The sequence below is a fragment of the Bifidobacterium sp. ESL0820 genome, from assembly GCF_052606235.1.
In genome coordinates this window covers 778,647-803,301 of sequence record NZ_CP199594.1, presented here as the reverse complement: position 1 = coordinate 803,301, position 24,655 = coordinate 778,647, and the positions used below count along the sequence as shown (strand labels likewise).

Genomic DNA, 24,655 nt, shown 5'->3' with positions numbered 1-24,655 from the left:
GCAGTGGTGTGCTGGTTGCGCTGCTGGGGAGAGTGCCGGGGGTTCCGTCAGCTACGCGAGGGGTCTGACGACCCCCCCCCCGGTGAGGATGGGAGCGTCCGCCTGGGCGGATGCGACGCCCAGGCCTGCCAGCAGGCTGATCAGGACGGTCATCATCGCCATGATGCGACGCAGACGGGAAACCAGATGCATGAAACCAAAACCCCTTCACCAAACACCAAGCGGAATCAACACCGCCTGCCTAATAAAGTTCTGTCTGTCGGAAGGCCGTGCTGTCTGTCTACGCCAGCCCTGCATCGGATTGCAGGAGCCATGGCATAAGTCAGCCGTCTTCTCGACGTCCCCCGCTTTTCACCCTACCACCCGGTCGGCAGACAACACACATAAGCCCAAGCCAGCCGTCCGAAGACAACGAGTTCGGCAGCTGACGTTACGGAATTATGCCAGGACGGGGAGAACAGGCAGCGGCCAGGCTTGTCCGGGTGGTAAGCCCTGTTGCCTGCCCTGCTGTGTTCATCTCCCTTCCTGGGCGGAAACAAGAGAGGTCTGCCTGTATCCCCGCAGGCGGAAGTGTGGTGGGGGCGCGGGAGGGAAGTGTCGGCTCTCTTGGGGATGAGCCTTGACTGACACGTTTCCTCCCTGCTCCCCCTATGTGGGTCGGGGGCGGGGGGATTGATACGCCGCCCGGCCGCTCTTACTCGTGCGAAGCGTGCAATAGTCGGCGTGTTTCCTTCCGGTGGCGGCGTGAGGCGAGGACCCCGCCCATGCCGGTCATGCCCGTGGCCAGGGCGAGCAGGATGCCTTCCCCTCCGGCCTTGGGGAGCACGCCTGCTGGCAGGTACGTGTACCTGAGGGAAGTATCGGGCTGCTGGGGGGTGCCGCCCAGCGTGTAGTCCACGCTGACCGTGACCATGCCCGGCTGGTGCGCAGGCGTGAGCACGCTGACGCTGCTGCCATCGCCACGGGTCAGGCCTGATGCGGGGGTCTGGTCGAACCTGACGCCGGTGATCACCAGCTGCAGGTTGAACATCACCGGCACAGGAATATTCGAGTCCTTGGTGGTGTCGTTGCCGAGCTGGCCATTGCCGTTGGCACCCCAGGTGTAGGCATTTCCGTCGCTGCCCAGGGCCAGCGAATAATATTCTCCGGCGCTGAGCTGTACGGCTTTTAGTCCTTTGCTCGTATCGGTGGGGTTGGCGGGGTTGCGCACGCGTACAGGAACAGACGAATCTCTGGTGGTGGTGTTGCCGAGCTGGCCATAGTCGTTGCGTCCCCATGCGTAGGTGTATCCGTCGCTACCCAGGGCCAGCGAATGCTTGTATCCGGCGATAATCTGTGTGGCTTGCAGTCCTTTGCTCGCATCGGTGGGGTTGGCTGGGTCGCGCACGCGCACAGGAACAGGGTTCGCGTTAGTGTCGCTGGTGGTGCCGTTGCCGAGCTGGCCATGGTCGTTCATCCCCCAGGCGTACACGTACCCGTCGCTGCCCAGGGCCAGCGAATGCAATGCTCCGGCGCTGACCTGTGTGGCTTTCAGTCCTTTGCTCGTGTCGGTGGGGTTGGCGGGGTCGCGTACGCGTACAGGAACCGGATTCGAGTCACCGTACCCGCTGGCGGTGTTGTTGCCGAGCTGGCCACTGCTGTTTTGTCCCCATCCGTAGGCGTTGCCGTCGCTGCCCAGGGCCAGTGAATGCTGCCATCCGGCGCTGACTTGCACGTAGGTGAGGCCTGTAGGTTTCCCTACTTTGACCGGCGTAGTCCTTTGAGTGGTTGTCCCGTCGCCGAGCTTGCCATAGGTGTTGCTTCCCCATGCGTAGGCGTTGCCGTCGCTGCCCAAGGCCAGCGAATAATGGACTCCTGCGCTGATCTGTACGTAGGTGAGGCCTGTAGGCTTCCCTACTTTGACCGGCGTAGTCCTTTGAGTGGTTGTCCCGTCGCCGAGCTGGCCAGAGCTGTTGTTTCCCCATGCGTAGGCGTTCCCGTCGCTGCCCAGGGCCAGCGAACAATCCCATCCGGCACTGACCTGCACGTAGGTGAAATCCGCAGGTGCGTTAGTAGGTTTTCTCACTTTGACTGGCGTAGTTCTGTCGGTTTTCGTCCCGTCGCCGAGCTGGCCATAGGTGTTGTTTCCCCATGCGTAGGCGTTCCCGTCGCTGCCCAGGGCCAAGGAAAAACTGTTGTTGGAACTTTTTCCTCCGCTGATCTGGTTGAACCTGATGCCCCGGCTTGTGTCAGGCGGGGTGATGGTGGTGGATTCCCTGCCCAGCTGGCTGCCCTTGTCCGGGCTGATGCTCCACGTGCTGTTCGGAGTCCACTTGGCCGTCAGGGTCAGGTCCTTGTCGACGGGCTTGCTGAAATCGTAGGCGACATCGCCGATGAACCATCCGTCGAACAGGAAGTCTTCACGCGCCGGGTCGGGGGAGGGGCGCTTCACCCTCCCGTTTATGGTGGAAAAACTCTGGCCTGCTGGTACGGGGCTTCCTCCGCCCGTGTCGAAGTGGACCGTGAGCGTGGATCGTGGTTCGGCGGCTCGTGTCAGCGGCTGGTCGACCGTGTAGTTGAGGTTTCTGGTGAAGGGCTGGCTGTCCTGCCTGCCGGTGATGAGGATGGCGGCTGGTCCCGGCTTGCGGGCGGGCATCTGCGCCTGCCAGGAGCCGTTGTTCCTGGTGAGTTTGAGCGGCTGGCTGTCCAGACTGGCTGATTCCAGGATGGGCGCCTGTGTGGTGTCGAGCCGTGCTGGCCCGCCGTGCTGGCCCTGCCCGTCCAGGCTCCACGCGAACATGCCGCCCTGCCTGCTGATGGCGGTGACCCTGCTGCCGGTGCTTGCGGCCTGTATATATTGATGATTTCTGTTGTCCGCCCGAACGGGTGTTTCGCCGGGCTTCCACACTCGAAGGGAGCCGTCCGTGCTGGTGATCATGGCCTGGTCCTTGTTGGCTGTGATCTGGCTGGCCTTGGCGCCGTCCGGCAGACTGACCGGGGTCATGGCGGTGGTGCTGTCGGCCAGGTACCAGGCCTGTCCTTTCGTGTCCAGCAGGAGGGACCCCTGGCTGAGGGCCTGGGCTTGAATGATGCGCATGCCCGGGTCCAGCTTGATGCGTTCGGGTTCGGCTTTCCTGGTGTTGCTTGTGTCCCAGGTCCAGGCTTGCCCGTCCGCGTCCACGATGAGGGTTCGGCTGCCGGAGGTGGTGGCGGTGACGGCCTGTGCCTGCCCGGGCAGGCTGGTTGCGGCCTGCTCTTTGAGTTCTGGGTTCGGATTCTGGTCGGCCTGATAGTCGTGGACTCGGCTTTGCCGGTCCACGGCCAGCAGCCGATCATCGTTCGTACTGATGCTGGTGAACCTGGTGTTCCGGACGGCGTCGAGGATGGTGGGTGTGGGCTGTTGGCTGTTCCAGGTGTAGATGTGTTGGTCGGATCCGAGTGCTGCCTGCCATTGGTCGCCGGCTGTGGCCTGTAGGTAGTGGAACCCGTCGGGAGCCTGGGCGGGGGTGGGAATCTGCTCAGGTGTGCTGTCCTGTGTCCATGTGTAGATGCGGCCGTCGCCGGTCAGGCCGACAAACCGGTCTCCGAAAGTATGGATGCTGATGTAGTAGGGTTCCTGCAGGCTGGGTGGGCTGATGGTCAGTCGGGCGCCGGTGGCGGGCCCGTGGTCCGGGCTCAGCGTCCAGTCTGTGGTCTTGGTCCATTGGGCTTTCAGGGTCGTGTCCTGGAGGATGGGGGTCTGGAAGTCGAAAGGCTGGCCGTCAAGCGTCCATCCGTTGAACAGGAAGCCTTCACGCTGAGGATTGTGTTGCGGGGGAGCGGCTAGAGTCCCAGTTTTCGCAGTGGACTGGGTGGATTTGCTGCCGTCGGCGGGGTCGAAGCGCACTGTGTGTGAAGCTTGATTGTTTGCCTGTTCGGCTGATTCAGCTGGAGCGGAGTCTGCGCTGCCGGGTGTTCCTGTCGTCGATGACGGGGTGCCCGGCTTAGATGATGCGGGGTTTAACGGTGTGGTGGCCTGTATCGGTGAGGGTGAGGGTAGTGGTGTGCTGGTTGCGTTGCTGGAGGAAATGCCGGAGGTTCCGTCAGCTACGCGAGGGGTCTGACGACCCCCCCCCCCGGTGAGTATGGGAGCGTCCGCCTGGGCGGATGCGACGCCCAGGCCTGCCAGCAGGCTGATCAGGACGGTCATCATCGCCATGATGCGACGCAGACGGGAAACCAGATGCATCAAACCAAAACCCCTTCACCAAACACCAAACGGAATCAACGCCGCTTGCATAACAAAGTTCTTCTTCTCGGAAAGCCGCCCATTGCTCAATACCAGCCCGTGCAACAGACTGCACAAGTCACGATAAAAGCCAGCCGTCTTCTCGACATCCCCCGCCTTTCACCCTACCACCCAGCCAGAAAACAACACACGAGATGCAAATGCGCGGCGGTGGGCCTAAGCAACAGCTCCTCCCATCTTGCCTGGCAGATAGAATGGGCAGACAACACGTCACGGCCGCTGATCGGCCGATAAGGAGCATGCCTATATGACCGGAAACGTCACCGACACCGTCATCACCCTCAACAACGGGGTCAGCATTCCCCAGCTGGGTCTTGGGGTCTTCCAAACACCCGATGGCGAGGCCACCAGCCAGGCCGTCACCTGGGCCCTGCAGGCGGGCTATCGCCACATCGACACCGCCATGATCTACGGCAACGAGCAGTCCGTGGGGGAGGGGCTGCGCCGCTCCGGGGTCGACCGGCGGGATGTCTTCCTGACCACCAAGCTCTGGAATGACGACATACGCGCAGGGCGGGCCAAGGAGGCCTTCAAGGAGAGCCTGGACCGGCTGGGCGTGGACTACCTGGACCTCTACCTGATCCACTGGCCCGCCAAGGGCTGGCAGCAGGCCTGGGAGGACATGGAGGAGCTCTACACCCAGCGGCGGGTGCGGGCCATCGGGGTCTGCAACTTCCAGAAGCACCACCTGGACGAGCTGCACACCATCAGCGGCACCAAGCCGGCGGTCGACCAGATCGAGTCCTCGCCCCAGTTCGTCAACGACGACCTGATCGACTACTGCCACGGCACCCTGCGTGTGGACGTGGAGGCTTACAGCCCCCTGGGCGGCACCGGCGGCAGCCTGCTGGCCGACCCCAGGCTCAAGGCCATGGCCGAGCGCTACGACCGCTCCCCGGCACAGATCGTGCTGCGCTGGCACCTGCAGCGCGGGGTCATCGTCATCCCCAAGTCCACCCACAAGGAGCGGATCGAGCAGAACGCGCAGGTCTTCGACTTCGAGCTGAGCGACGAGGACATGAAAGCCATCACCGCCATGAACAGGGACGAGCGCACCGGTGCGGATCCCGACAACTTCGACTTCTAAGGGATGGTGGTACAGGAGGAGACCCGACCTTGCAGGCGGGGCCTCCTCCTGGGACCCGGCGGAAGCCCCAACCCTTCCACCTGGCCTGGTCTCTATGGTAAAGGATTTGTGACGATTCAGCTAATCGGCATTGCCGCTGATGGCTTCGTCGTCGGCCTCCTGCTCCTGGGGCGAACCTGAGATGTCGCGGTGGATGGACTGCATCTGCACCTCGATGTTCTGCAGGGAGCGGGCGCAGTCCAGCAGGGTCTGCGAATGCTCGGCCAGGCGGGCGTCGGGCAGGTCGGACTTGTAGCGCAGCTGGTGCTCCAGGGAGGCCCAGTAGTCCATGGCGATGGTGCGGAACTGCACCTCGACCGGCGTGTAGTGCGGGCCCGAGGTCAGGAAGACCGGCACGGCGTAGATGACGTGCAGGCTGCGGTAGCCGTTCATCTTGGGGTTGCGGATGTAGTCCTTGACCCTCAGCACCTGGATGTCCGACTGGTCGGAGAGGTAGCGTGAGACCGAGTAGACGTCGTCCCGGTAGTTGCAGATGACGCGCACGCCGGCCACGTCGAAGATGTGATCGCGCACCGAGGGAATGGTGACGGGCAGGTTCTTGCGGTGCAGCTTGCCGATCAGGGAGTCCACGCTCTTGAGCCGGCGCTCCATGTGGTGGATGGGGTTGTGGCTGAACCGGACCTGGAATTCCGTGTCCAGCACGTCCAGCTTGGTCGAAATCTCATACATGGCCCCCTCGTAGGTCTGCATGAGATTGACGAACTCCGTTATCTCGTCGATGTCCAGCTTGGGACGGTCCTTTTCGTCCAGGTCGGACAGTCGCTGCTTCATTTCGGATGCGCTCATGGCACTGTTACGGTCGAGTATCACATGAACCTCCCATGCCGCCGTTCGTAACCATGACTCATGGTACGCACAGGCCCCGATGGCCGCGGGACCCGACCTGCGCATACAATCATGGCTTATGGAAGCAGGCGAGGGCATGAGCGCGACCGCTCAGCGTAAGGACAGCAGGGGCGTCTACTATGTGCGGACCCTGGGCTGCCAGATGAACGAGCACGATTCCGAGCGGATCGCCGGGGTGCTCCGGGCCCAGGGCTACCAGCAGGCCACGCCCGAGCAGGTCCGCGCGCGCGAGGTGGACGTGATGGTGCTCAACACCTGCGCCGTGCGCGACAACGCCACCCAGCGCATGTACGGGACCATCGGGCGCTGGCACAGGTTCAAGCAGCACAAGCCCGACACGCGCATCGCCGTGGGCGGCTGCATGGCTCAGAAGGACCGGGAGCGGATCGTGAAGGCGGCGCCCTGGGTGGATGCGGTCTTCGGCACCAGGGACATCGGCTCGCTGCCCGGGCTTTTGGACAAGGCCCGCAAGGACGGGCGGCCCCAGGTGGGGGTTACGCAGGAGCTGCGGGATCTGCCCGGGCGGCTGCCGGCGGTCAGGGCTTCGCGCACGCAGGCCTGGGTGTCCATATCGGTCGGCTGCAACAACACCTGCACCTTCTGCATCGTGCCCTCGGTGCGCGGGCGGGAGCGGGACCGGTCCATGGAAGACATCCTGCAGGAGGTTGAGGACTGCGTGCGCTCCGGGGCCCGCCAGGTGACCCTGCTGGGGCAGAACGTCAACTCCTACGGCTGGTCCACCGGGGACCGCTACGCCTTCGCCAGGCTCCTGCGGGCCTGCGGCCGCGTGCCTGGGCTGGAACGGATCCGTTTCACCTCGCCCCACCCGGCAGCCTTCACGGACGACGTGATCGCCGCCATGGCCGAGACGCCCACGGTCATGCACCAGCTGCACATGCCCCTGCAGTCGGGCTCCGACCGGATTCTGCGGGCCATGCGGCGCTCCTACCGGTCCCAGCGCTTTTTGCAGATACTGGACAAGGTGCGGGCCGCCATGCCCGATGCCCTCATTACCACAGACATCATCGTGGGCTTCCCCGGAGAGACCGAGGAGGACTTCCAGGCCACCATGGACGTGGTGCGCCGGGCTCGTTTCTCCTCGGCCTTCATCTTTGAGTATTCGCCGCGTCCGGGCACTCCGGCCGCGCGCATGCCGCAGCTGCCCAAGGCCGTGGTCCAGGACCGGTTCGAGCGGCTGCAGGCCCTGCAGGAGTCCATCACCATGGAGCATATGCAGGACTTTCTGGGCAAAGAGGTGGAGGTGCTGATCGGCGACGGGCACGGCCGGCACGACGGCAGCACCCATCGGGTGACCGGGCACGAGCGCACCGGGGTGCTGGTCCACGTCGGCGTGCCCCAGGGGATGCCTGCGCCGGAGCCCGGGGACCTGGTCACCTGCACCGTCACCCAGGCCGGGCCCCACTATTTGATCGCTGACCCGGATCCCCGGGCGGGGCAGGTCTATGTCATCCGCTGAACCCCACATCGTTTCCATCGTGGGTCCCACAGCCTCGGGCAAGACCGCCCTGGGCGTGGCCCTGGCACAGGCTCTCCAAGCCCGCGGGCAGGAGGCACATATCGTCAATGCCGATGCCTACCAGATGTACCGGGGGATGGATGTGGGCACGGCCAAGCCTTCGGTAGTTGAGCGGCAGGCGGTGGTCCACCACCTGATCGACATCATCGAGCCGGAGGAGGCCATGAGCGTGGCCCGCTTCCAGGCCATGGCACGGTCATTGATAGCCGACCTGCGGGCGCAGGGAATCCGGCCGATCTTGGTCGGTGGCTCTGGGCTCTATACCCGGGCGGTCATCGACGATCTGTCCTTCCCCGGCACCGACCCGGCGGTCAGGGCCAGGCTGGAGGAGCGGGCCCAAGAGGAAGGCCCCGGGCTGCTCTTCCGCCAGCTGCAGGAGCGGGACCCGGAGGCTGCGGAGCGGATGGACCCTCGGAATGTGCGGCGGACCGTGCGGGCTCTGGAGGTCATGGAGATCACCGGACGGCCCTATTCGGCCAGCCTGCCCCGGTACCGCTACCTGCTGCCCGCCCTGCAGCTGGGACTGGACCTGCCCCGGGAGGAGCTGGACCGCAGGATCGACCAGCGCACCCAGGTCATGCGCGACCAGGGGCTGGTCGACGAGGTGAGCAGGCTGCGCAACCGCCTGGGGACCACGGCCTCACGCGCCCTGGGCTACCAGCAGATTCTGGACTACCTGGACGGCCGCACCGACCTGGATGCCGCCTTCGGTCTGATAGCGCAGAAGACCAAGCGTCTGGCCCGCAAGCAGATGGGCTGGTTCGGCCGGGACCCGCGCATCCACTGGCTGAATGCCCTGGCCCCGGACCTGGCCCGGCAGGCCCTGGACCTGGTGGACCAGGCCGACCAAGGCTGCTTCGACCAGGCGGACGCCCAGGCCGACCAGTCGGACCAGGGGAGGGTGACCAGACACCATCTGGGCGCGCTTTGACTTCAAGTACTTGAAGTTCCTAGGCTGGACGGGTATGACCACCATCACGCAGCCCCAGGCTGAAACTCAGACCAACCAAACCCAGCCCGACCAGGAATCAGGGCCCTGGTACACCATCCGCCAGGCCTCGCTCATGTCGGGGATGCCGGAGACCACCCTGCGCTACTACGAGACCATCGGCATCATTCCGCCCATTGCCAGGGACCCCTCAAGCGGCCACCGCTGCTACGACCAGGACGATCTGGACCTGCTGGAGACTATCTCCTGCCTGAGCGCCACGGGCATGTCCCTGGAGCACATGCGGGAGTATCTGGGCAACCGTGCCGCGGGCGCCGAGGCCGCCGGACGGCAGATCGAGCTCCTGGCCGAGCAGGGACGGCGGCTGGACCAGCGGATGGCCGGCCTGCGGGCGCGGAAGCGGTATGTGCAGCTCAAAATACGATACTGGGGGCGCGTCCGCGACCACGACCAGGCCGGGGCGACGGAACTGATCAATCAGAGTGCCCAGATCATCGAGGCCGCCAAGCGCAGCGGCAACGAGCGGCTGCCAAGCTGAGGCTGCCGGGCTGAGGCTGCCAATTTAGTGGGCTGGTCCCTGGTCCCATCCGGCGATCAGAAATATTCGGGTTGGGTTGACCGGGCGAACCATGCCCGCAATCAGGGCCTGCAGGTCATCGGTGCTGCCTCGGAGCGCTCGCTGGATGGCCCGGCGGTTGGCGGTCGGATCAGCCTGTCCCCAGTCCAGGTCCCAGCCGGCATCGTGGGACAGGCGCGAGAGGAAGATGCGCAGGGTCATGCCGTCACAGTCGGCGAAGGGGTGCAGGCAGGAGAGCTCGTCGTAGTAGTGGGCCAGGCGCTCCACGAAGACCGGACGGTCCAGGCTGGCCAGGTTGCGTTCGGCTGCCAGCTCCTGGCCGATGGCCGCAGCGCCCTGCTCCAGCATGGTCGCTGGATACAGGCTGGCGTCGTCCCCCGGTCGGGGTCGGCGCAGCGCTCGCTCTTCCGGCAGGCCGGGAAGCAGTCGGCGATGGATGGCCCGCAGTTCCGCAAGATCGCCCTCGGTCGCCCAGGGTCGCTGACAGACCAGGATGGTCCGCAGAAAGAGGGCATCCGTCAGGGCAGCCGCCTTGGCCTCCAAGCGCCGGGCCTGGTCGGCCAGAGCCTCGGCCTGCCTTCTGCCCGCCACAAAGTCGCTGGCCGCCTGAAGGGCCGAAGGGCCGGGCTGACGGTCATCCAGAAGCAGGTTGCGCAGGGCGAAGGCCACGGCGCTCTGACGTTCGGCTGGTGTCATGCCAACGATGCTAGCCCTGGCGGCCCACCGTCTGAAAGAGTTGTGCACACTGACCCGTCGGGCCCGGCGCGGACCGGGGTTCTGGGTAGGCTGAAAGGGTTATGACACGTAAGCAGCAAGCAGACGCACGCGGTCGCGGCCGGACCGCAGCCAAGGACAGCCAAGACCCGGAACCCTTCTGGCACAAGGCCTTGCTGGCCCTGCCCCGGGGCCTGGGATCCCTGGTGCGTGCTGTGGTCGGCAAAAACGGCGACAACTCCGCCTACCGCAAGGACGGGCTCTGCTTCGTGCTGGTCATCCTGGCCGTGCTCTTCAGTGCCAGCGAATGGTTCCGCGTGAACGGCTTCCTGGGACGGGGGCTGCATGCCCTGGCTGCGGGCGTTCTGGGGCTCTGCAGCATCATCCTGCCGGTGGTCCTGCTCTTTGCGGCCTTCCGGCTGGTCTGCTACACCGGGCGCGAGGCCGGCAACCTGCCTGTGGTAGGCGGCCTCATGGTGGTGCTCTGGTCGGTCTGCTCCATTCTGGACGTGCTCATGGCTTCGGACCATCGAGGCTTCGACATGAGGGCCATCAGCGGCTCAGGCGGCCTTCTGGGGTTCTTCCTGGGGTCGCCGCTGGCCTGGGGGCTGTCCAAGGTCTTCGCCGTCATCATCTTCGTCCTCGTGGCTATTTTCGGCCTCTTCATCACCTTCAGATTCCATATGAGCGACCTGGTCGCCTTGCTGCGCGGCAAGAGGACCCATGCCTCCGACTCGGCTCCGGCGCAGACCGCTCCCAACGAGGTCAGGCTGGGGGATGACACCCTGCCTCTGGCGCCCGGCGTGCCCGCCCACCAGGAGTCGGACCAGGAGGATGCCAAGGATTCCGGCCGTGGCGGGGTGGCCGGCTGGTTCAGTCGCCTGCTGCATGGCCGCATCGGCAAGGATACGGACACCCATTTGGAGCGTTACGAGGCTGACGAGCCCTTCTCCCAGGCGGTCTCGCTGGAGGGGGCTGACCAGGCTGACCAGGTGTCCACGCAGAACATGCCCGCGGTGGAGGCCCCGGCCACGGCTGCGCTCCTGGATGCCAGGGAGCAGGGGCATCCCAAGGTGGATCCGGCCGCGCTGTCCGGCGTGGGGGCCTCGGATCCATGGGCCGCTGCCGCAGCTGCTGCCGACACCGTGCAGATGGACGCCCAGCCCGCTCCGGAAGCAGGCGATCATACGGCCGGAGCCCAGGCTGCCGGTGCGTCAGGTTCCTCCGATGACCGCCAGGTGGACGAGAGCCGGCCCTATGTGCTGCCCAGCACGGACCTGCTGGTCAAGGGCAAGCCCCACGCGGTCAGGACCTCGGCCAACGACGCGGTCATCAAGGCCCTGCAATCGACCTTCCAGCAGTTCGACGTGGACGCCAAGGTGGTCGGCTTCCTGCGCGGCCCCTCGGTCACCCAATACGAGGTGGAGCTGGGCCCGGGCGTCAAGGTGGAGAAGGTCACCAACCTCCAGCGCAACATCGCCTACGCGGTGGCCAGCTCGGACGTGCGCATCCTGTCGCCCATACCCGGCAAGTCGGCCATCGGCATCGAGATTCCCAACGTGGACCGCGAGATCGTCCACCTGGGCGACGTGCTGCGCTCCGACAAGGCCCAGCAGGACGACAACCCCATGATGACCGCCGTGGGCAAGGATGTGGAGGGCCACTATGTGACCGCCGACCTGACCAAAATGCCCCACCTGCTGGTGGCCGGCGCCACGGGCTCGGGCAAGTCCAGCTTCATCAACTCCATGCTGGTTTCGCTGATCATGCGGGCCACGCCGGAGCAGGTCCGCCTGATCATGGTGGACCCCAAGCGCGTGGAGCTGAGCGCCTACGCCGGCATCCCCCACCTGCTCACGCCCATCATCACCGAACCCAAGAAGGCCGCCCAGGCCCTGGAATGGGTGGTCAAGGAGATGGACGCCCGCTACGACGACCTGCAGTTCTTCGGATTCCGGCACATCAAGGACTTCAACAAGGCCGTGCGCGAGGGTAAGGTCCATGCTCCCGCCGGCTCCAACCGCAAGGTGGCCCCTTATCCCTACCTGGTTGTGGTGGTCGACGAGATGGCCGACCTGATGATGGTGGCCAAGAACGACGTGGAGAGCTCCATCCAGCGGATCACCCAGCTGGCGCGTGCCGCCGGCGTCCACCTGGTCCTGGCCACCCAGCGGCCCTCGGTGGATGTGGTCACCGGCCTGATCAAGGCCAACATCCCCTCCAGGCTGGCCTTTGCCACATCCTCCTCAACCGATTCCCGGGTCATCCTGGATGCCACCGGCGCCGAGACCCTGATCGGCCAGGGCGACGCCCTCTTCCTGCCCATGGGCCAGGCCAAGCCCACCCGCGTTCAGGGGGCCTGGGTCTCCGAGTCCGAGATCCGCAAGGCGGTGGATTATGTGCGCACCCAGCGCAAGCCCCACTACCGCGAGGACATCGAGCAGATGGCCGACAAGGCCGACCACAAGAACGAGATCCAGGAGGAGATCGGCGACGACATGGACGAGCTGCTCCAGGCGGCCGAGCTGGTGGTGACCACCCAGTTCGGATCCACCTCCATGCTCCAGCGCAAGCTGCGTGTGGGCTTCGCCAGGGCGGGGAGGCTGATGGACCTGCTGGAGTCGAGGGGAATCGTGGGGCCATCGGAGGGTTCCAAGGCCCGCGAGGTGCTCATCCAGCCGCCGCAGCTGCAGCAGGCCCTGGCCTTCATCCGAGGCGACGCCCCCTCCATGGATCCCGCCCCGGATGAGCAAGCGCAGGGCTGAACATCGGCCCAAAAAGCTGGGCCTGGTCTACCGTTATGATGAAACTGCCGCCCGGCATCTTTTGCTGGACGGCCCGAGCGCACGAGTATCGCGTATAAGGAGTGGCAATGCAGGAGCATGCCGAGTCAGAGACCGGTCGTGAGAGGCGCAGGCTTCTCGAAGGATGGAATTCACCCCCAAACCTGGTCACTTACACCCGTATCCTCCTGGTCCTGGTCTTCATCGCCCTGGATCTGATGGCCGGTCCCTGGGGCGAGCGCAGGCCCGGCTTGCGGTGGACCGCCGCCGTGCTCTTCATCCTCGCCGCCTCGACCGACAAGCTGGACGGGTGGCTGGCCCGCCGGTACAACCAGGTGACCGAGCTGGGCAAGCTCATGGATCCCATCGCTGACAAGTTGCTGATCTGTTCGGCGCTGATCGTGGCCTCCGTCTTCGGCGAGCTCTGGTGGTGGGTCACCGTGCTCTTCCTGGTCAGGGAACTGGGCATCACTTTGCTGCGGATCCTGGTCATCAACAAGCAAGGGCGGGTCATCGCCGCCTCCCGGGCCGGCAAGTACAAGACCCTGTTTGAATGCATCGGCCTGGGCATGTTGATGGTGCCCCTTTCACCGGTCTGGCCCTGGTATCTGGTGACCACGCGTGTGGTCATCCTGGTGGCCCTGGCCCTCTGCCTCTACTCGGGAGCGGAATACGTGATGGGGATGCGGCGATGATCGGCAAGAGCGTGCAGGGCCGTTGCGACGACCTGGCTGGACGGATCATCGACACCTGCCGTGACTCGGGCCTGCTGCTAGCCGCCGCCGAATCGCTGACCGGTGGGCTGCTGGCCGATGCCTTCGTCAGGATTCCCGGTGCGTCAGACGTCTTTCTTGGGTCGGCCGTCGCCTACGACATCGCCGCCAAGGCCGCCATCCTCAAGGTGGACCAGGACCTGCTGGCCACCCAGGGTGCGGTCCATCCACGGGTTGCCCAGGAGATGGCCGAGGGTACGGCCAGGCTCTACACCCGGCCGGGGCATGAGGACACGGTCATCGGCATGGCCACTACAGGTGTGGCCGGGCCGGGCCCTGACGGGGATGATCCTGCCGGGCTGGTCTACATCGGTCTGGCCCTGCCCGTCCGGGTGATGGGTCGGCGTATTGAGACCGGCCTGCAGTCCCACGCCTACCGGACCTATGCCTACGAGCTGCATCTGGATGGCGACCGCGAACAAGTGCGTCGTGGTACGGTCATGCGGATTCTGGACCAGCTGGATCGGGCCCTGCACTCGCGCGGCTGACGGCCTGATGCGGTGAGTCGCTTCCACTTTCCGCTGTCGTACCTTGTGTATACGTGACCTTGGTCACAAAGCGGGCCTTTCGGGTTCCTCCCCTGGAATAATTCAGCGGCTCGTCTGTTGGTCTCTGTGTAAGAAGTTGAACACGATAATGGCGAAAGGGGCTGCTATGGCCAGCACCGAGACCGTGATGACTCGAACCAACGATACCTATGATGTCAAGCCGGCCGCACCCGGAGTGGAGCGCAACGCGCGGGTTCGTGATCTGACACCCGCCCAGCGTCGTGCCGTCGTCTTCGCCCAACAGCAGGTGATCCGTGCCAAGGCCGCCAAGAAGGCCAAGGAGGAGCGCCAGGCCAACCTGAACAAGATGTGGATGGAGGAGGACGGCATGGAAGCCAGCCGTCAGCGGGCAGCCTCCACCAATGACGGCCGGGCCGTCACCCATACCGTCTCCCTGCGCGAGGCCCTGGGCCACGTGCTGCGCGAGCTGAGGACCAACGATCACAAGACCCTGCGTGAGGTTAGCGAGAAGGCCGGCGTGTCCCTGGGCTACCTGTCCGAGGTGGAACGCGGCCAGAAGGAGGCCAGCTCCGAACTGCTGAGCTCCATCGCCGACGCGCTGGGCCTGGGTGTGCCGCAGACACTGCGGATGGTGGCGGACTACCTGGAGTCCACCCAGGAGTAAACATGTCAGGTCCGGTCGGCTGACCCGGCGGACCGTTCTTGAGGGCGTCCGGTTCTGAGGAACCAGGCGCCCTCTTCTGCTGACTGTCGGTTGCTACCGTAGAAGGGTTGTGACAGGGTGGGTCTTGGACGAAAGGTGATGTCGGGTGCGTGAACGGGAATTCTGGCAGCTGCTGGAGGAGGTCTTCGGCCGGGTCTACGGACGCAGTCTGGCCCGTGACCAAAGGCTGACCGCCCTGGATTCCATGACCGTAATAGAGGCCCTGGATGCGGGCGTGGAGCCGCGCGTGGTCTGGAACGTGCTCTGCGATCAGATGGAGATTCCCGACTCCCGGCGCTGGGGAAAGGACCACAATGCGCCGCCCCTGCCGGCAGCCTGATCAGCGGGTTTTATCCTCCGCGAATTTATTTTCCATTCCAGGCGATTTTCGAACATTTGTTCGCATGGTCGGGTATACTGATACCCATGGTCCGGTGACCATCGGCACGTTCGACCACATCGGGCGCCGGGACCGCAGACAGGTTCCGACGGCGGATAGGCTGTCAATCGTGAGGTCGTCAATCAGGATGTCGTCATCGTGAGGTCGGTTACGAAGAAGGAGAGCCATATGGCACGTCAGAGCAACAGTGGCAAGGCGAAGAAGGAAGAAGAGGGCGGGATCGACCCCCGTCGCCAGGCAGCCTTGAACACGGCCCTCGCGCAGGTGGAGAAGAGCTTCGGCAAGGGTTCGGCCATGCGTCTGGGCGACAAGCCTGCCCAGGATGTGGAGGTCATTCCCACCGGGTCCCTGGCCTTGGACATGGCCCTGGGCATCGGCGGACTGCCCCGCGGCCGCATCGTCGAGATCTACGGTCCGGAATCCTCGGGCAAGACCACCCTGGCCCTGCATGCGGTGGCCAATGCACAGGCCGGCGGTGGAGTGGCGGCCTTCATCGATGCCGAGCACGCTCTGGATCCCGAGTACGCCAAGAAGCTGGGTGTGGACACGGACTCCCTGATCGTCTCCCAGCCGGACAACGGCGAGCAGGCGCTGGAGATCGCCGACATGCTGATCCGGTCGGGCGCCCTGGATGTCATCGTCATCGACTCGGTGGCCGCCCTGGTGCCCAAGGCCGAGATCGAGGGGGACATGGGCGACAGCCACGTGGGTCTGCAGGCCAGGCTGATGAGCCAGGCCCTGCGCAAGATGACCGGCGCCCTGTCCCAGGCCAACACCACAGCCATCTTCATCAACCAGCTCAGGGAGAAGATCGGCGTCTTCTTCGGCAGCCCGGAGACCACCACCGGCGGCAAGGCCCTGAAGTTCTACGCCTCGGTCCGCCTGGACATCCGCCGCATCCAGACCCTGAAGAATGGCGACGAGGCAGTGGGCAACCGCACCAAGGTCAAGGTGGTCAAGAACAAGATGGCCCCGCCCTTCAAGGTGGCCGAATTCGACATTCTCTACGGGGAGGGCATCTCCAAGGAGGGTTCGGTTCTGGACATGGCCCTGCAGACCAACATCGTCAAGAAGTCGGGCTCCTGGTTCACCTACGAGGGCGATCAGCTGGGTCAGGGCAGGGAGAACGTCCGTCAGTTCCTCAAGGACAACCCCGGCCTGACCAAGGAGATCGAAGATAAGGTCAAGGTCGCCTTCGGCCTTATCCCTGCTCCTTCCGAGGACGACAAGGCCGATCAGGCTGATGCTGACCAAGGCAGCAAGGAAGACGATTCTGCTCCTGTCGACGTCAACACCACTGTGCCCACGGCCCAGGCTGCATGACCCGATGATCTCGGCCGAGGACTTCCTCAAGGAAAATCCTGTCCGACTGGCGCAGACCGGGGATCCTGCCGGCTCCAGCACAGAGTCGAAGAATCCTCGGTCGGACCAGTTGCAGCCAGACTCTGCGGGTGCGCCTGTTCCAGCAGAGTCGGTGTCAGTCCTTGATCCTGCCCTTGAGCAGAAGGATGACAGCTTCAAGGAGGACAGCCGCCTGGTGCAGTCTCCTGTCCTGGGTCTTGGGCATGGCGCCCGATTCGGAGGCAGTCTGGAAGATGCAGACAGTGCTGCCAATGCTGATATGGGTGACGAATCCCTGGCAGGTCGCCATTCTCGTGGTCACCGTTCTGCTCGTGGTTCCGATAGAAGAACTCGCCGCCGTGGCCGTCGCCCACGTGCCGGCGGCTTTGGTGGAGGTTCCGCGCCTGTAGCTCCGCGAGCAGATGCCGATGATGCGGATGCTTGCCGGGAGGTTGCTCTGACCCTGCTGGATGCGGCGGCCCGTTCAAGCGGGGCTCTGGCCCGCCGTCTGGTCGACAAGGGGTTTGATACGAACGTGGTCGATCAGGTGATCGACCGGCTGACCAAGTTGGGCCTGTTGGATGACCGGGACTATGCCCAGGATCTTCTGCGTTCCTGTCTGCATCGCACCATGGGGGAGCGGGGTGTGCTCTCGGAGATGACCCGCAAGGGACTAGACCCAGGACTGGCTGCGCAGGTGGTGGCCCAGGCCTCCCGTGAGGGGCTCTTCGTCGACTCCGCCTACGAGCTCGGCCGCAAGGTGGCCCGCAAGACAGCCGGACTTGATCTCAAGGTGCGCAAACGGCGATTCTGGAGTGCTGGATCCCGCAAAGGCCACTCTCCCGGCCTCCTCAACCAGGTGGCAGCCGACCTTTTCGTCTCTGACGACCCCCTTGATTGAGTCGATTGCTGCCAAGGCACCACACGGTAAAAAGAAGATGAGACCTCTCATATACCCCGGGTTCTGTCATCGACCGGATGAAAATCCGGACGACGGATGGCCATCCATCTCGACCTGACGTTGCCGCCAGGCTCTAGCGGCCTACCCGAAGGCGGGACGAGCAGCCCCTGAATGCCTTCTGCTTGGCCTTGCTCCCGATGAGGCTTGCCATGCGGTCGGCGTTACCGTCGACCCGGTGGTCTCTTACACCGCCGTTTCACCCTTGCCCGCCTTTGCCAGGCGAGCGGTCTGTTCTCTGTTGCGCTATCTCTCAGGTCGCCCTGGGCGGACGTTATCCGCCATCGTGCTCTGTGGAGCCCGGAAGTTCCTCAGCCCTTCCCAGGAGGAGGGGCCGCGGCCATCCGAGAGGTCTCGGGGATTCAGCATAGCGGAACTGAACGACCGGACCAACGGCCAGGATCCCGCTCTGGCCTCAAGCTCAATCAGTGAGTCAGCCCTGCTCTTCGGATACAATCGGAAGCACAGTCGATGGTGACCAAGTCCGCCATCGCACCAGCGGTTCGTCCGCTCACAAGTGCAAGGAGATTCCCATGGAGATCGTCATTACCGGTCGACATACCCAAATCAAGCAGCGGTTCCGCGATGTTGTGGACAGCAAGATGAACAGGGTGACGGCCATCGCCCCCGATGCCCAGCGCATCCAGGTCGTTCTGACACATGAAGGCAATCCCCGCCAGGCTGACAGCGCCAAGAGGGTGGAGCTCACGGTCCAGGCCGGCAAGACCGTGATCCGCGCCGAGGCCTCCAGCGCCGACGAGTTCAGCGCACTGGACATGGCCCTGGACAAGCTGACCCAGCGTCTGCGCCGGGTCCGCGACCGCCGCAAGGACCACCGCCGGGGACTTGAGCATCCGCCCCTGCCCGCCGACCTGCCCGTGGAGGATCAGACAGGCGATGAGGGCGATCAGGGAGACCAGGGCCAGGAGTCCAACCCCGACAACAGCGCCCAGAGCGCCGTGGCCTCGGACCTGGCTCCGGGCCAGTCGGTCGAGGTGCAGGTGGGGGACACCCCCATCGTCATCCGCCGCAAGCTGCACATCGCCGAGCCCATGAGCATCGACGAGGCCCTCTACGAGATGGAGCTGATCGGCCACGACTTCTTCCTCTTCGTCAACAAGGAGACCCAGCGGCCGTCGGTGGTCTATCGTCGGCACGGATGGAGCTACGGCGTCTTCGAGATCGATACGCCTGAGCATGTAGGCCAGAAGAAGTAACAGCAAAACGGATAGACGAGCGGATATTGAACTGTGGGGCGATTCCCCGGCGGCAAATTGGCCTGACGCGCGGAGAATCGCCCTTCTTCAATGCCCTGTCCGGCTGCCAAGGCCGCAGTTGGGTTCATGGAATAATCGGTTTCGAGAAAATCGGTGCATTCGCGTAAGATAATCAAGGTCTGGGCCTACGTCAGCTGAGGGCGTGCGAAGGCCATAAAAGAACGGTAGGGAGCGCAACGTGGTAGCAGTCTTGGACAAGGTCCTCCGTATGGGCGAGGGTCGTCAGATTCGCAAGCTTCAGGGGGTGGCCAAGGCGACCAACGCCTTCGAGGATCAGATCTCGGCCATGTCCGATGAGGAGCTCAAGGCGCAGACGCCCAAGTTCAAGCAGCGACTGGAGAACGGCGAATCCCTGGATTCCCTGATGCCCGAAGCCTTCGCCACGGTTCGCGAGGTTTCCAAGCGCACCCTGGGCCAGCGGCACTTCGACGTCCAGCTGATGGGCGGCGCGGCCCTGCACTGGGGCAACATCGCCGAGATGAAGACCGGCGAGGGCAAGACCCTGGTGGCCACCCTGCCCAGCTATCTGAATGCCCTGGAGGGCAAGGGCGTGCACGTGGTCACGGTCAACGACTATCTGGCCTCCTACCAGAGCGAGCTCATGGGGCGCATCTTCCGCTTCCTGGGCATGAGCGTGGGCTGCATCATCACCGACCAGCGTCCCAACGAGCGTCGCAAGCAGTACCAGGCGGACATCACCTACGGCACCAACAACGAATTCGGCTTCGACTACCTGCGCGACAACATGGCCTGGGACAAGGACGAGCTGGTCCAGCGCGGCCACCATTTCGCCATCGTGGACGAGGTGGATTCCATCCTGATCGACGAGGCACGAACTCCTCTGATCATCTCCGGACCCGCCGAGGGCGATGTGACCCGATGGTACCGGCAGTTCGCCAAGCTGGTCCCCAAGCTGACCAGGGACGAGGACTACGAGGTCGACGAGAAGAAGAAGGTCGTCGGCATTCTGGATCCCGGCATCACCAAGGTCGAGGACTACCTGGGCATCGACAACCTCTACGAGCCCGCCAACACCGCCCTGATCGGGTACCTGAACAACGCCATCAAGGCCAAGGAGCTCTTCCTGCGCGACCGCGACTACGTGGTCCAGAACGGCGAGGTCCTGATCGTGGACGAACACACGGGCCGTCTGCTCAAGGGCCGCCGCTACAACGAGGGCCTCCACCAGGCCATCGAGGCCAAGGAGGGCGTGGAGGTCAAGGCCGAGAACCAGACCTTCGCCACCATCACCCTGCAGAACTACTTCCGCATGTACGACAAGCTGGCGGGCATGACCGGCACGGCCGAGACCGAGGCCGCCGAGTTCATGAACACCTACAAGCTGGGCGTGCTGCCCATCCCCACCAACAAGCCCATGATCCGCAAGGATCAGGACGATCTGATCTACCGCTCCAAGAAGGAGAAGCTGGCCGCCATCGTCCGGGATGTAGCCAAGCGGCATGCCAAGGGCCAGCCCATCCTGCTGGGTACCGCATCCGTGGAGTCCTCCGAGGTGGTCTCCTCCCTGCTGGACGTGGCCGGCATCGACCACCAGGTGCTCAACGCCAAGCAGCATGCGCGCGAGGCTGCCGTCGTAGCCGTGGCAGGGCGCAAGGGGGCCGTGACCGTGGCCACCAACATGGCCGGGCGCGGCACCGACATCATGCTGGGCGGGAACGTGGAGTTCCTCGCCGATCAGAAGCTCAAGGAGCAGGGCTACTCGCCCGACGACACCCCTGAGGAGTATGAGAAGCGCTGGCCCAAGATGCTGGATTCCGTCAAGGAACAGGTCAAGGATGAGCATGAGGAAGTCGTCAAGCTGGGCGGCCTCTACGTGCTGGGCACCGAACGGCACGAGTCCCGCCGCATCGACAACCAGCTGCGCGGCCGTTCCGGCCGTCAGGGCGACCCCGGTGAGTCCAGGTTCTACCTGAGCCTGGAGGATGACCTGATGCGTCTGTTCAACACTCAGCTGGTGGCTCGAATGATGTCCTCCAAGAGCCTGCCCGAAGGTCAACCCATCGGCACCAAGAGCGTCTCCAAGGGTGTGCGCAATGCGCAGAAGTCCGTTGAATCCCGCAACTACGAGATCCGCAAGAACGTGCTCAAGTACGACGATGTGATGAACAAGCAGCGTCAGGTCATCTACGGCGAGCGTCAGGCCGTGCTCAAGGGCGAGGACATCCACCAGGACATCCTCCGCTTCATCCGCGAGACCGTGACTTCATACATCCATGGGGCGCAGAACGGCTCGGACAAGCCTCAGGATTGGGATGCCGACGGGCTCTGGAAGGCGCTGGCCTCCGTCTATCCGATCAGTCTCGACCAGGACGAGACCATGGACTCCCTGGAGGGTCTGAAGGGTGACAAGGCCGTCAAGGCCCTGGCGGACAAGATCGTGGAGGATGCCGAGTCCATCTATCAGGATCGCGAGGATGAACTGGGCGAGAAGGGCTCAAGGCAGCTGGAGCGCCAGGTGGTCCTCTCCGTCCTGGACAGCAAGTGGCGCGAGCACCTCTACGAGATGGACTACCTCAAGGACGGCATCGGCCTGCGCGGCATGGGTCAGCGCGACCCCCTGGTCGAGTACCAGCGCGAGGGCTACCAGATGTACAACTCCATGATCGACGCCATCAAGGAGCAGACCGTGCAGCTGCTCTTCAACGTGGACCTCAAGCAAATTGCAGCCAGCCAGGAGAACGAGCGGCGGGCCCGCGAAGAACGCGAAGAAAACGAGGGGAGCCAGTCCGAAGAGGTCAACTACCAGGCGCCTGAAGAGCCTGATGCCGAGGATGAGACCACCGACATCGACGAGACGGCCGAGGAGCGTGATGAAGATGCCCCGGCGGGCAGCGTCCAGGAGGACTCCGACGAGGATGCGTCAGAGGATGCCGCTGACGCGCAGTCGAGTCTGAGCACGTCCGCCGAGGAATCGGAGGTTTCTGACGCTTCGGCCCCGGCTCCGGTCGGGCCTGCGCCCATCAGCCATGCCGAGGGCAAGGTTCCTGCCAATAAGAGGCCCAAGGCCGTAGAGGACCACTCGCCCTGGGCCGACGGCCGCACCTTCCCGGGCACGCCCCGCAACGCACCTTGCCCCTGCGGCTCCGGACGCAAGTACAAGATGTGCCACGGTCAGAACGAGAAGAAATGACAGGTACGCGTAAGCATTAGCGGCTTCTGCAGATAGGGTTGCTGATCTGGTTGACGGCCATCGCTCGCAAGGGCGGTGGCTGCTTTCATATATTGGATTGCCAACATCCATATATTGGTAGCAAAGTGACCAAAATATGGGATGGCCTTGTGCAGGGGAGGGGCAGGGCAGTAAACCTAGAGCAAACAGCGGGGCATCCGGCCCCGCTTCTTCAAAGGGAAAAGAGTCATCATGCGGCCACTTAGCTGGAAATCCGTCCTGAACTCCTTGGTGTCCGGTCGACACCTGAGCGCGGATGAGGCCGAGTGGTGCATGAACGAACTGATGGACGGCAATGCCGACCCGGTGCAGGTGGGCGCCGCCCTGTCCATGCAGTCCACCCTGGGGCTGACCAGCCCTGAGGTCGAAGGGGCCGCCAAGGCCATGGTGGGCCATGCTGTGCCGCTGAAGGTCAGGGGTGATGTGACCGACATCGTCGGCACCGGCGGCGATGGGGCAGCGACGGTCAACCTGTCGACCATGGGCGCCATCGTGGCTGCCGCAGCAGGGGTCAGAATCGTCAAGCATGGCAACCGGGCCGCATCCAGCAAGAGCGGCACCGCCGACTGCCTGGAGCAGCTGGGCCTGCCCTTGGATCTGCCGCCGCAGGAGGTGGCTGCCATGGCTGACCGCTACGGCATCACCTTCGTCTTCGCCAAGACCTTCCACCCTGCCATGCGGTTTGCCGGCCCTGTTCGCTCGTCGCTGGGCATCCCGACCGTCTTCAACCTGCTGGGTCCCCTGACCAACCCGGTCAACCCCCGCTATGTGGCCATCGGATGCGCCCAGCGCCAGCTGAGCCCCATGATGGCCCAAGTCTATGCCTCACGCGGCCAGGAGGGCATGGTCTACACCTCGGTCGAAGGCCTGGACGAGATGGCCCCGACCGGGCCGGTCTCCATCTGGGAGATCCACCAGGGCAAGGTGGAGGAGCGCTCCTTCGACCCGACTCGTGAACTGGGCCTCGACCCGGTGGATTTGGATGACCTGCGCGGCGGCGATCCGGCCTTCAACGCCAGCGTCGTCAGGGACTTCCTGGCTGGAAAGTCGGTTCCTTCGCGTTCCACGGCCCTGCTCAATGCGGCCTCGGCCATCGTGGCTGACGGCACGCAGATCGACGCCGGTCCCGAGGCCGACCTGAACGTGCGGTTTGCCCAGGCCTATCAATTGGCTACCGAGGTTGTGGACCAGGGCAGGGCCGCCGACCTGCTGGCAGCCTGGATCGACGGAGCCCAGGAAGCGCAGTCCCGCTGCCAGCAAGAGAATCGGGCATCCCGTCCGGTCTTAGTCTAGGTTCGCGGCTGCCAAGTCTGTTCGGGCCTCGCTGGCAGAGAGATCAGCCAGCGAGGCCCGACTGTTTTGGATGCTTGTATACGGCGGCACACGGCATTATCGCCGGTAGTGTCGTTGGTCGTCATCGAAGAGCCCGCTTGAATCGTCGCGGAAATTCTTCCGGTCGATGATCAGTCCTGCGATGCCTATCAGCAGGAGCAGGCCCGCCAGCAGGCCGGTCAATCCGGACCAGCGGGGGATGAAGATGGTCAGGAAGAAGCAGACCAGGCCCAGCGCCGTCATGATCATGAAGGCCACCCGCCTTCTGCCCAGGTCGCTCAGGTCGGGGTTGGGCGGCACAAAGTTCGACGACTGGTCCATGACCTCGTCGGTGTCCAGCCAGCTGCTGCCTTGGAAATCGCGCGGTCCGGAGCCGCCGACGAAGGAGTCGCGCTTCAAGTCCTCGGCCCTCAGCGCTGCCTTCTTCTCGGACTTTCGAGCCTTCTTCTCGAATTCCTTGGCCGTCCTGGACGATTCCAGGGAACCCAGCTCGTCAGCGTGCGAGTTCAGGAAGTCCGCCCATTCCTCGTCCCCCTGCGGGGACCCGGTTCCCGCCTCGCTGTTATACTGTTTCCCGGCGTCGTTATGCTTGTGCTCGGTCATAGAACCATCGTAACCTCGGCCGCACGCATTCGCTACCAAGGAGTCTCTGTGCTGTACTGGTTCTTCGTCAAACTGCTCGGTCCGTTGGCGCGTACCTGGTTCAAACCGACCGTTGAAGGCACGGAGAACATTCCCAAGCAGGGGGCTGCCATCATCGCCTCCAACCATCTGGCCGTCATCGACGACGCCCTCCTGCCCATCACCTGCCCTCGGATGATCCACTTCATGGGCAAGGCCGAGTATTTCAACGGCAAGGGGATCAAGGGCAAGTTCAAGAAGTGGTGGTTCAGCTCGGTCGGCGTCTTCCCCGTGGACAGGTCAGGCGGCTCCAAGTCGCTGGGCGCCATGGAAACGGCTCGTTCCATCCTTGAGCACGGGCACATCTTCGGCATCCATCCGGAGGGCACGCGCAGCCCTGACGGCAGGCTTTACCGGGGGCATACCGGGGCGGCGCGGCTGGCCTTCGAGACCGGGACGACGGTGGTGCCAGCAGCCATCATCGGCACCAGGCAGCTTCAGGAGCCCGGCCATGTGATTCCGCATAAGGGCCGGACCAAGGTCATCTACGGCAAGCCCATCACCGTGCCTTATGTTCCCGTCAACAGCCTCACCCACGAGGAGATCCGCAACCTGACCGACCGGATCATGCAGGAGATCCAGGAGATGAGCGGGCAACGCTACGTGGACGTGTATGCCCAGGTCATCAAGGCGCATGAAAACCATGAGAACAACCAGGAGCTGGACTGACT

General features: G+C 64.2%; 19 protein-coding genes, 1 other RNA gene and 2 pseudogenes. 16 read left to right on the top strand and 6 right to left on the bottom strand.

Annotated features, from left to right (window positions below; all coding sequences use genetic code 11):
* Nucleotides 1-51: 51 nt before the first annotated feature.
* Both ACUIAH_RS03395 and ACUIAH_RS03390 read right to left on the bottom strand, forming a co-directional pair.
* On the bottom strand, nt 52-192 hold the full coding sequence (locus ACUIAH_RS03395; RefSeq protein WP_445341396.1) for a hypothetical protein: 141 nt from the start codon (nt 190-192) through the stop codon (nt 52-54).
* A gap of 502 nt (nt 193-694) precedes the next feature.
* On the bottom strand, nt 695-4,207 hold the full coding sequence (locus ACUIAH_RS03390; RefSeq protein WP_445341395.1) for an RCC1 domain-containing protein: 3,513 nt from the start codon (nt 4,205-4,207) through the stop codon (nt 695-697).
* Between the two features lie 307 nt (nt 4,208-4,514).
* Here ACUIAH_RS03390 and ACUIAH_RS03385 point away from each other — a divergent pair, with 307 nt between their 5' ends.
* The gene (locus tag ACUIAH_RS03385; RefSeq protein WP_306221985.1) at nt 4,515-5,354 is read left to right on the top strand and encodes an aldo/keto reductase; all 840 of its coding nucleotides are present in this window, start codon (nt 4,515-4,517) and stop codon (nt 5,352-5,354) included.
* Nucleotides 5,355-5,474: 120 nt separating this feature from the next.
* Here the strand turns inward: ACUIAH_RS03385 and ACUIAH_RS03380 are convergent, their stop codons facing one another.
* The gene (locus ACUIAH_RS03380) at nt 5,475-6,185 is read right to left on the bottom strand and encodes a GTP pyrophosphokinase (protein WP_045924161.1); all 711 of its coding nucleotides are present in this window, start codon (nt 6,183-6,185) and stop codon (nt 5,475-5,477) included.
* Between the two features lie 151 nt (nt 6,186-6,336).
* Here ACUIAH_RS03380 and miaB point away from each other — a divergent pair, with 151 nt between their 5' ends.
* The 3 genes from miaB to ACUIAH_RS03365 are packed head-to-tail and all read left to right on the top strand — an operon-like array spanning nt 6,337 to nt 9,284.
* Nucleotides 6,337-7,737, top strand: a complete 1,401-nt coding sequence (gene miaB, locus ACUIAH_RS03375; RefSeq protein ID WP_445341394.1) for a tRNA (N6-isopentenyl adenosine(37)-C2)-methylthiotransferase MiaB — start codon at nt 6,337-6,339, stop codon at nt 7,735-7,737.
* Nucleotides 7,724-8,728 (top strand): tRNA (adenosine(37)-N6)-dimethylallyltransferase MiaA, encoded by a 1,005-nt coding sequence (miaA, locus tag ACUIAH_RS03370; protein WP_445341393.1) that lies wholly within the window; start codon nt 7,724-7,726, stop codon nt 8,726-8,728. Before miaB ends, miaA begins: the two co-directional genes overlap by 14 nt.
* A gap of 34 nt (nt 8,729-8,762) precedes the next feature.
* Complete coding sequence (locus tag ACUIAH_RS03365) at nt 8,763-9,284, top strand: MerR family transcriptional regulator (RefSeq protein ID WP_445341392.1); 522 nt, start codon at nt 8,763-8,765, stop codon at nt 9,282-9,284.
* 24 nt (nt 9,285-9,308) lie between these two features.
* On the opposite strand, the gene ACUIAH_RS03360 is transcribed toward ACUIAH_RS03365, so the two are convergent.
* The gene (locus tag ACUIAH_RS03360; RefSeq protein ID WP_445341391.1) at nt 9,309-10,019 is read right to left on the bottom strand and encodes a Fic family protein; all 711 of its coding nucleotides are present in this window, start codon (nt 10,017-10,019) and stop codon (nt 9,309-9,311) included.
* Nucleotides 10,020-10,120: 101 nt separating this feature from the next.
* Between ACUIAH_RS03360 and ACUIAH_RS03355 the strand changes: the two genes are divergently transcribed.
* The 7 genes from ACUIAH_RS03355 (at nt 10,121) to ACUIAH_RS03325 (ending at nt 17,447) form a co-directional block, all read left to right on the top strand.
* On the top strand, nt 10,121-12,802 hold the full coding sequence (locus ACUIAH_RS03355) for a DNA translocase FtsK (RefSeq protein WP_445341390.1): 2,682 nt from the start codon (nt 10,121-10,123) through the stop codon (nt 12,800-12,802).
* A gap of 107 nt (nt 12,803-12,909) precedes the next feature.
* Nucleotides 12,910-13,515 (top strand): CDP-diacylglycerol--glycerol-3-phosphate 3-phosphatidyltransferase, encoded by a 606-nt coding sequence (gene pgsA, locus ACUIAH_RS03350; RefSeq protein ID WP_445341389.1) that lies wholly within the window; start codon nt 12,910-12,912, stop codon nt 13,513-13,515.
* Nucleotides 13,512-14,081, top strand: a complete 570-nt coding sequence (locus ACUIAH_RS03345) for a CinA family protein (protein WP_445341388.1) — start codon at nt 13,512-13,514, stop codon at nt 14,079-14,081. The genes pgsA and ACUIAH_RS03345 overlap by 4 nt, the downstream gene beginning before the upstream one ends.
* Nucleotides 14,082-14,247: 166 nt before the next feature.
* Entirely contained in the window at nt 14,248-14,766 is a 519-nt protein-coding gene (locus ACUIAH_RS03340; RefSeq protein ID WP_373637637.1) for a helix-turn-helix domain-containing protein, read from the top strand.
* 145 nt (nt 14,767-14,911) lie between these two features.
* Entirely contained in the window at nt 14,912-15,145 is a 234-nt protein-coding gene (locus tag ACUIAH_RS03335; RefSeq protein ID WP_445341387.1) for a DUF3046 domain-containing protein, read from the top strand.
* A 228-nt stretch (nt 15,146-15,373) separates the two neighbouring features.
* A complete protein-coding gene (recA, locus tag ACUIAH_RS03330; protein ID WP_024627844.1) occupies nt 15,374-16,528 on the top strand; it encodes a recombinase RecA in 1,155 nt (384 codons plus the stop codon).
* Entirely contained in the window at nt 16,449-17,447 is a 999-nt protein-coding gene (locus tag ACUIAH_RS03325) for a regulatory protein RecX (RefSeq protein WP_445341386.1), read from the top strand. The genes recA and ACUIAH_RS03325 overlap by 80 nt, the downstream gene beginning before the upstream one ends.
* Before the next feature lie 35 nt (nt 17,448-17,482).
* On the opposite strand, the gene rnpB is transcribed toward ACUIAH_RS03325, so the two are convergent.
* Nucleotides 17,483-17,860: RNase P RNA component class A (gene rnpB / locus ACUIAH_RS03320), an RNA gene on the bottom strand.
* A 177-nt stretch (nt 17,861-18,037) separates the two neighbouring features.
* Here rnpB and hpf point away from each other — a divergent pair.
* The 4 genes and pseudogenes from hpf to trpD all read left to right on the top strand — a co-directional run bounded on the left by hpf (nt 18,038) and on the right by trpD (nt 23,264).
* Nucleotides 18,038-18,721 carry a ribosome hibernation-promoting factor, HPF/YfiA family gene (gene hpf, locus ACUIAH_RS03315; RefSeq protein ID WP_445339884.1) on the top strand — a complete coding sequence of 228 codons (684 nt, stop codon included), beginning with the start codon at nt 18,038-18,040 and terminating at the stop codon, nt 18,719-18,721.
* 238 nt (nt 18,722-18,959) lie between these two features.
* Nucleotides 18,960-21,519 (top strand): annotated as a pseudogene (secA, locus tag ACUIAH_RS03310) (preprotein translocase subunit SecA); the annotation flags it as partial.
* Nucleotides 21,520-21,746: 227 nt separating this feature from the next.
* Nucleotides 21,747-21,932, top strand: a pseudogene (locus ACUIAH_RS03305) (SEC-C metal-binding domain-containing protein); the annotation flags it as partial.
* Between the two features lie 231 nt (nt 21,933-22,163).
* Complete coding sequence (gene trpD / locus ACUIAH_RS03300) at nt 22,164-23,264, top strand: anthranilate phosphoribosyltransferase (protein ID WP_445341385.1); 1,101 nt, start codon at nt 22,164-22,166, stop codon at nt 23,262-23,264.
* Between the two features lie 96 nt (nt 23,265-23,360).
* Here trpD and ACUIAH_RS03295 read toward each other — a convergent pair whose 3' ends face one another.
* The gene (locus ACUIAH_RS03295) at nt 23,361-23,906 is read right to left on the bottom strand and encodes a hypothetical protein (protein ID WP_445341384.1); all 546 of its coding nucleotides are present in this window, start codon (nt 23,904-23,906) and stop codon (nt 23,361-23,363) included.
* A 48-nt stretch (nt 23,907-23,954) separates the two neighbouring features.
* On the opposite strand from ACUIAH_RS03295, the gene ACUIAH_RS03290 reads away from it, so the two are divergent.
* Nucleotides 23,955-24,653: a lysophospholipid acyltransferase family protein gene (locus tag ACUIAH_RS03290; protein WP_144085999.1), complete on the top strand. Its 699-nt coding sequence runs from the start codon at nt 23,955-23,957 to the stop codon at nt 24,651-24,653.
* The last annotated feature ends 2 nt before the right edge of the window (nt 24,654-24,655 follow it).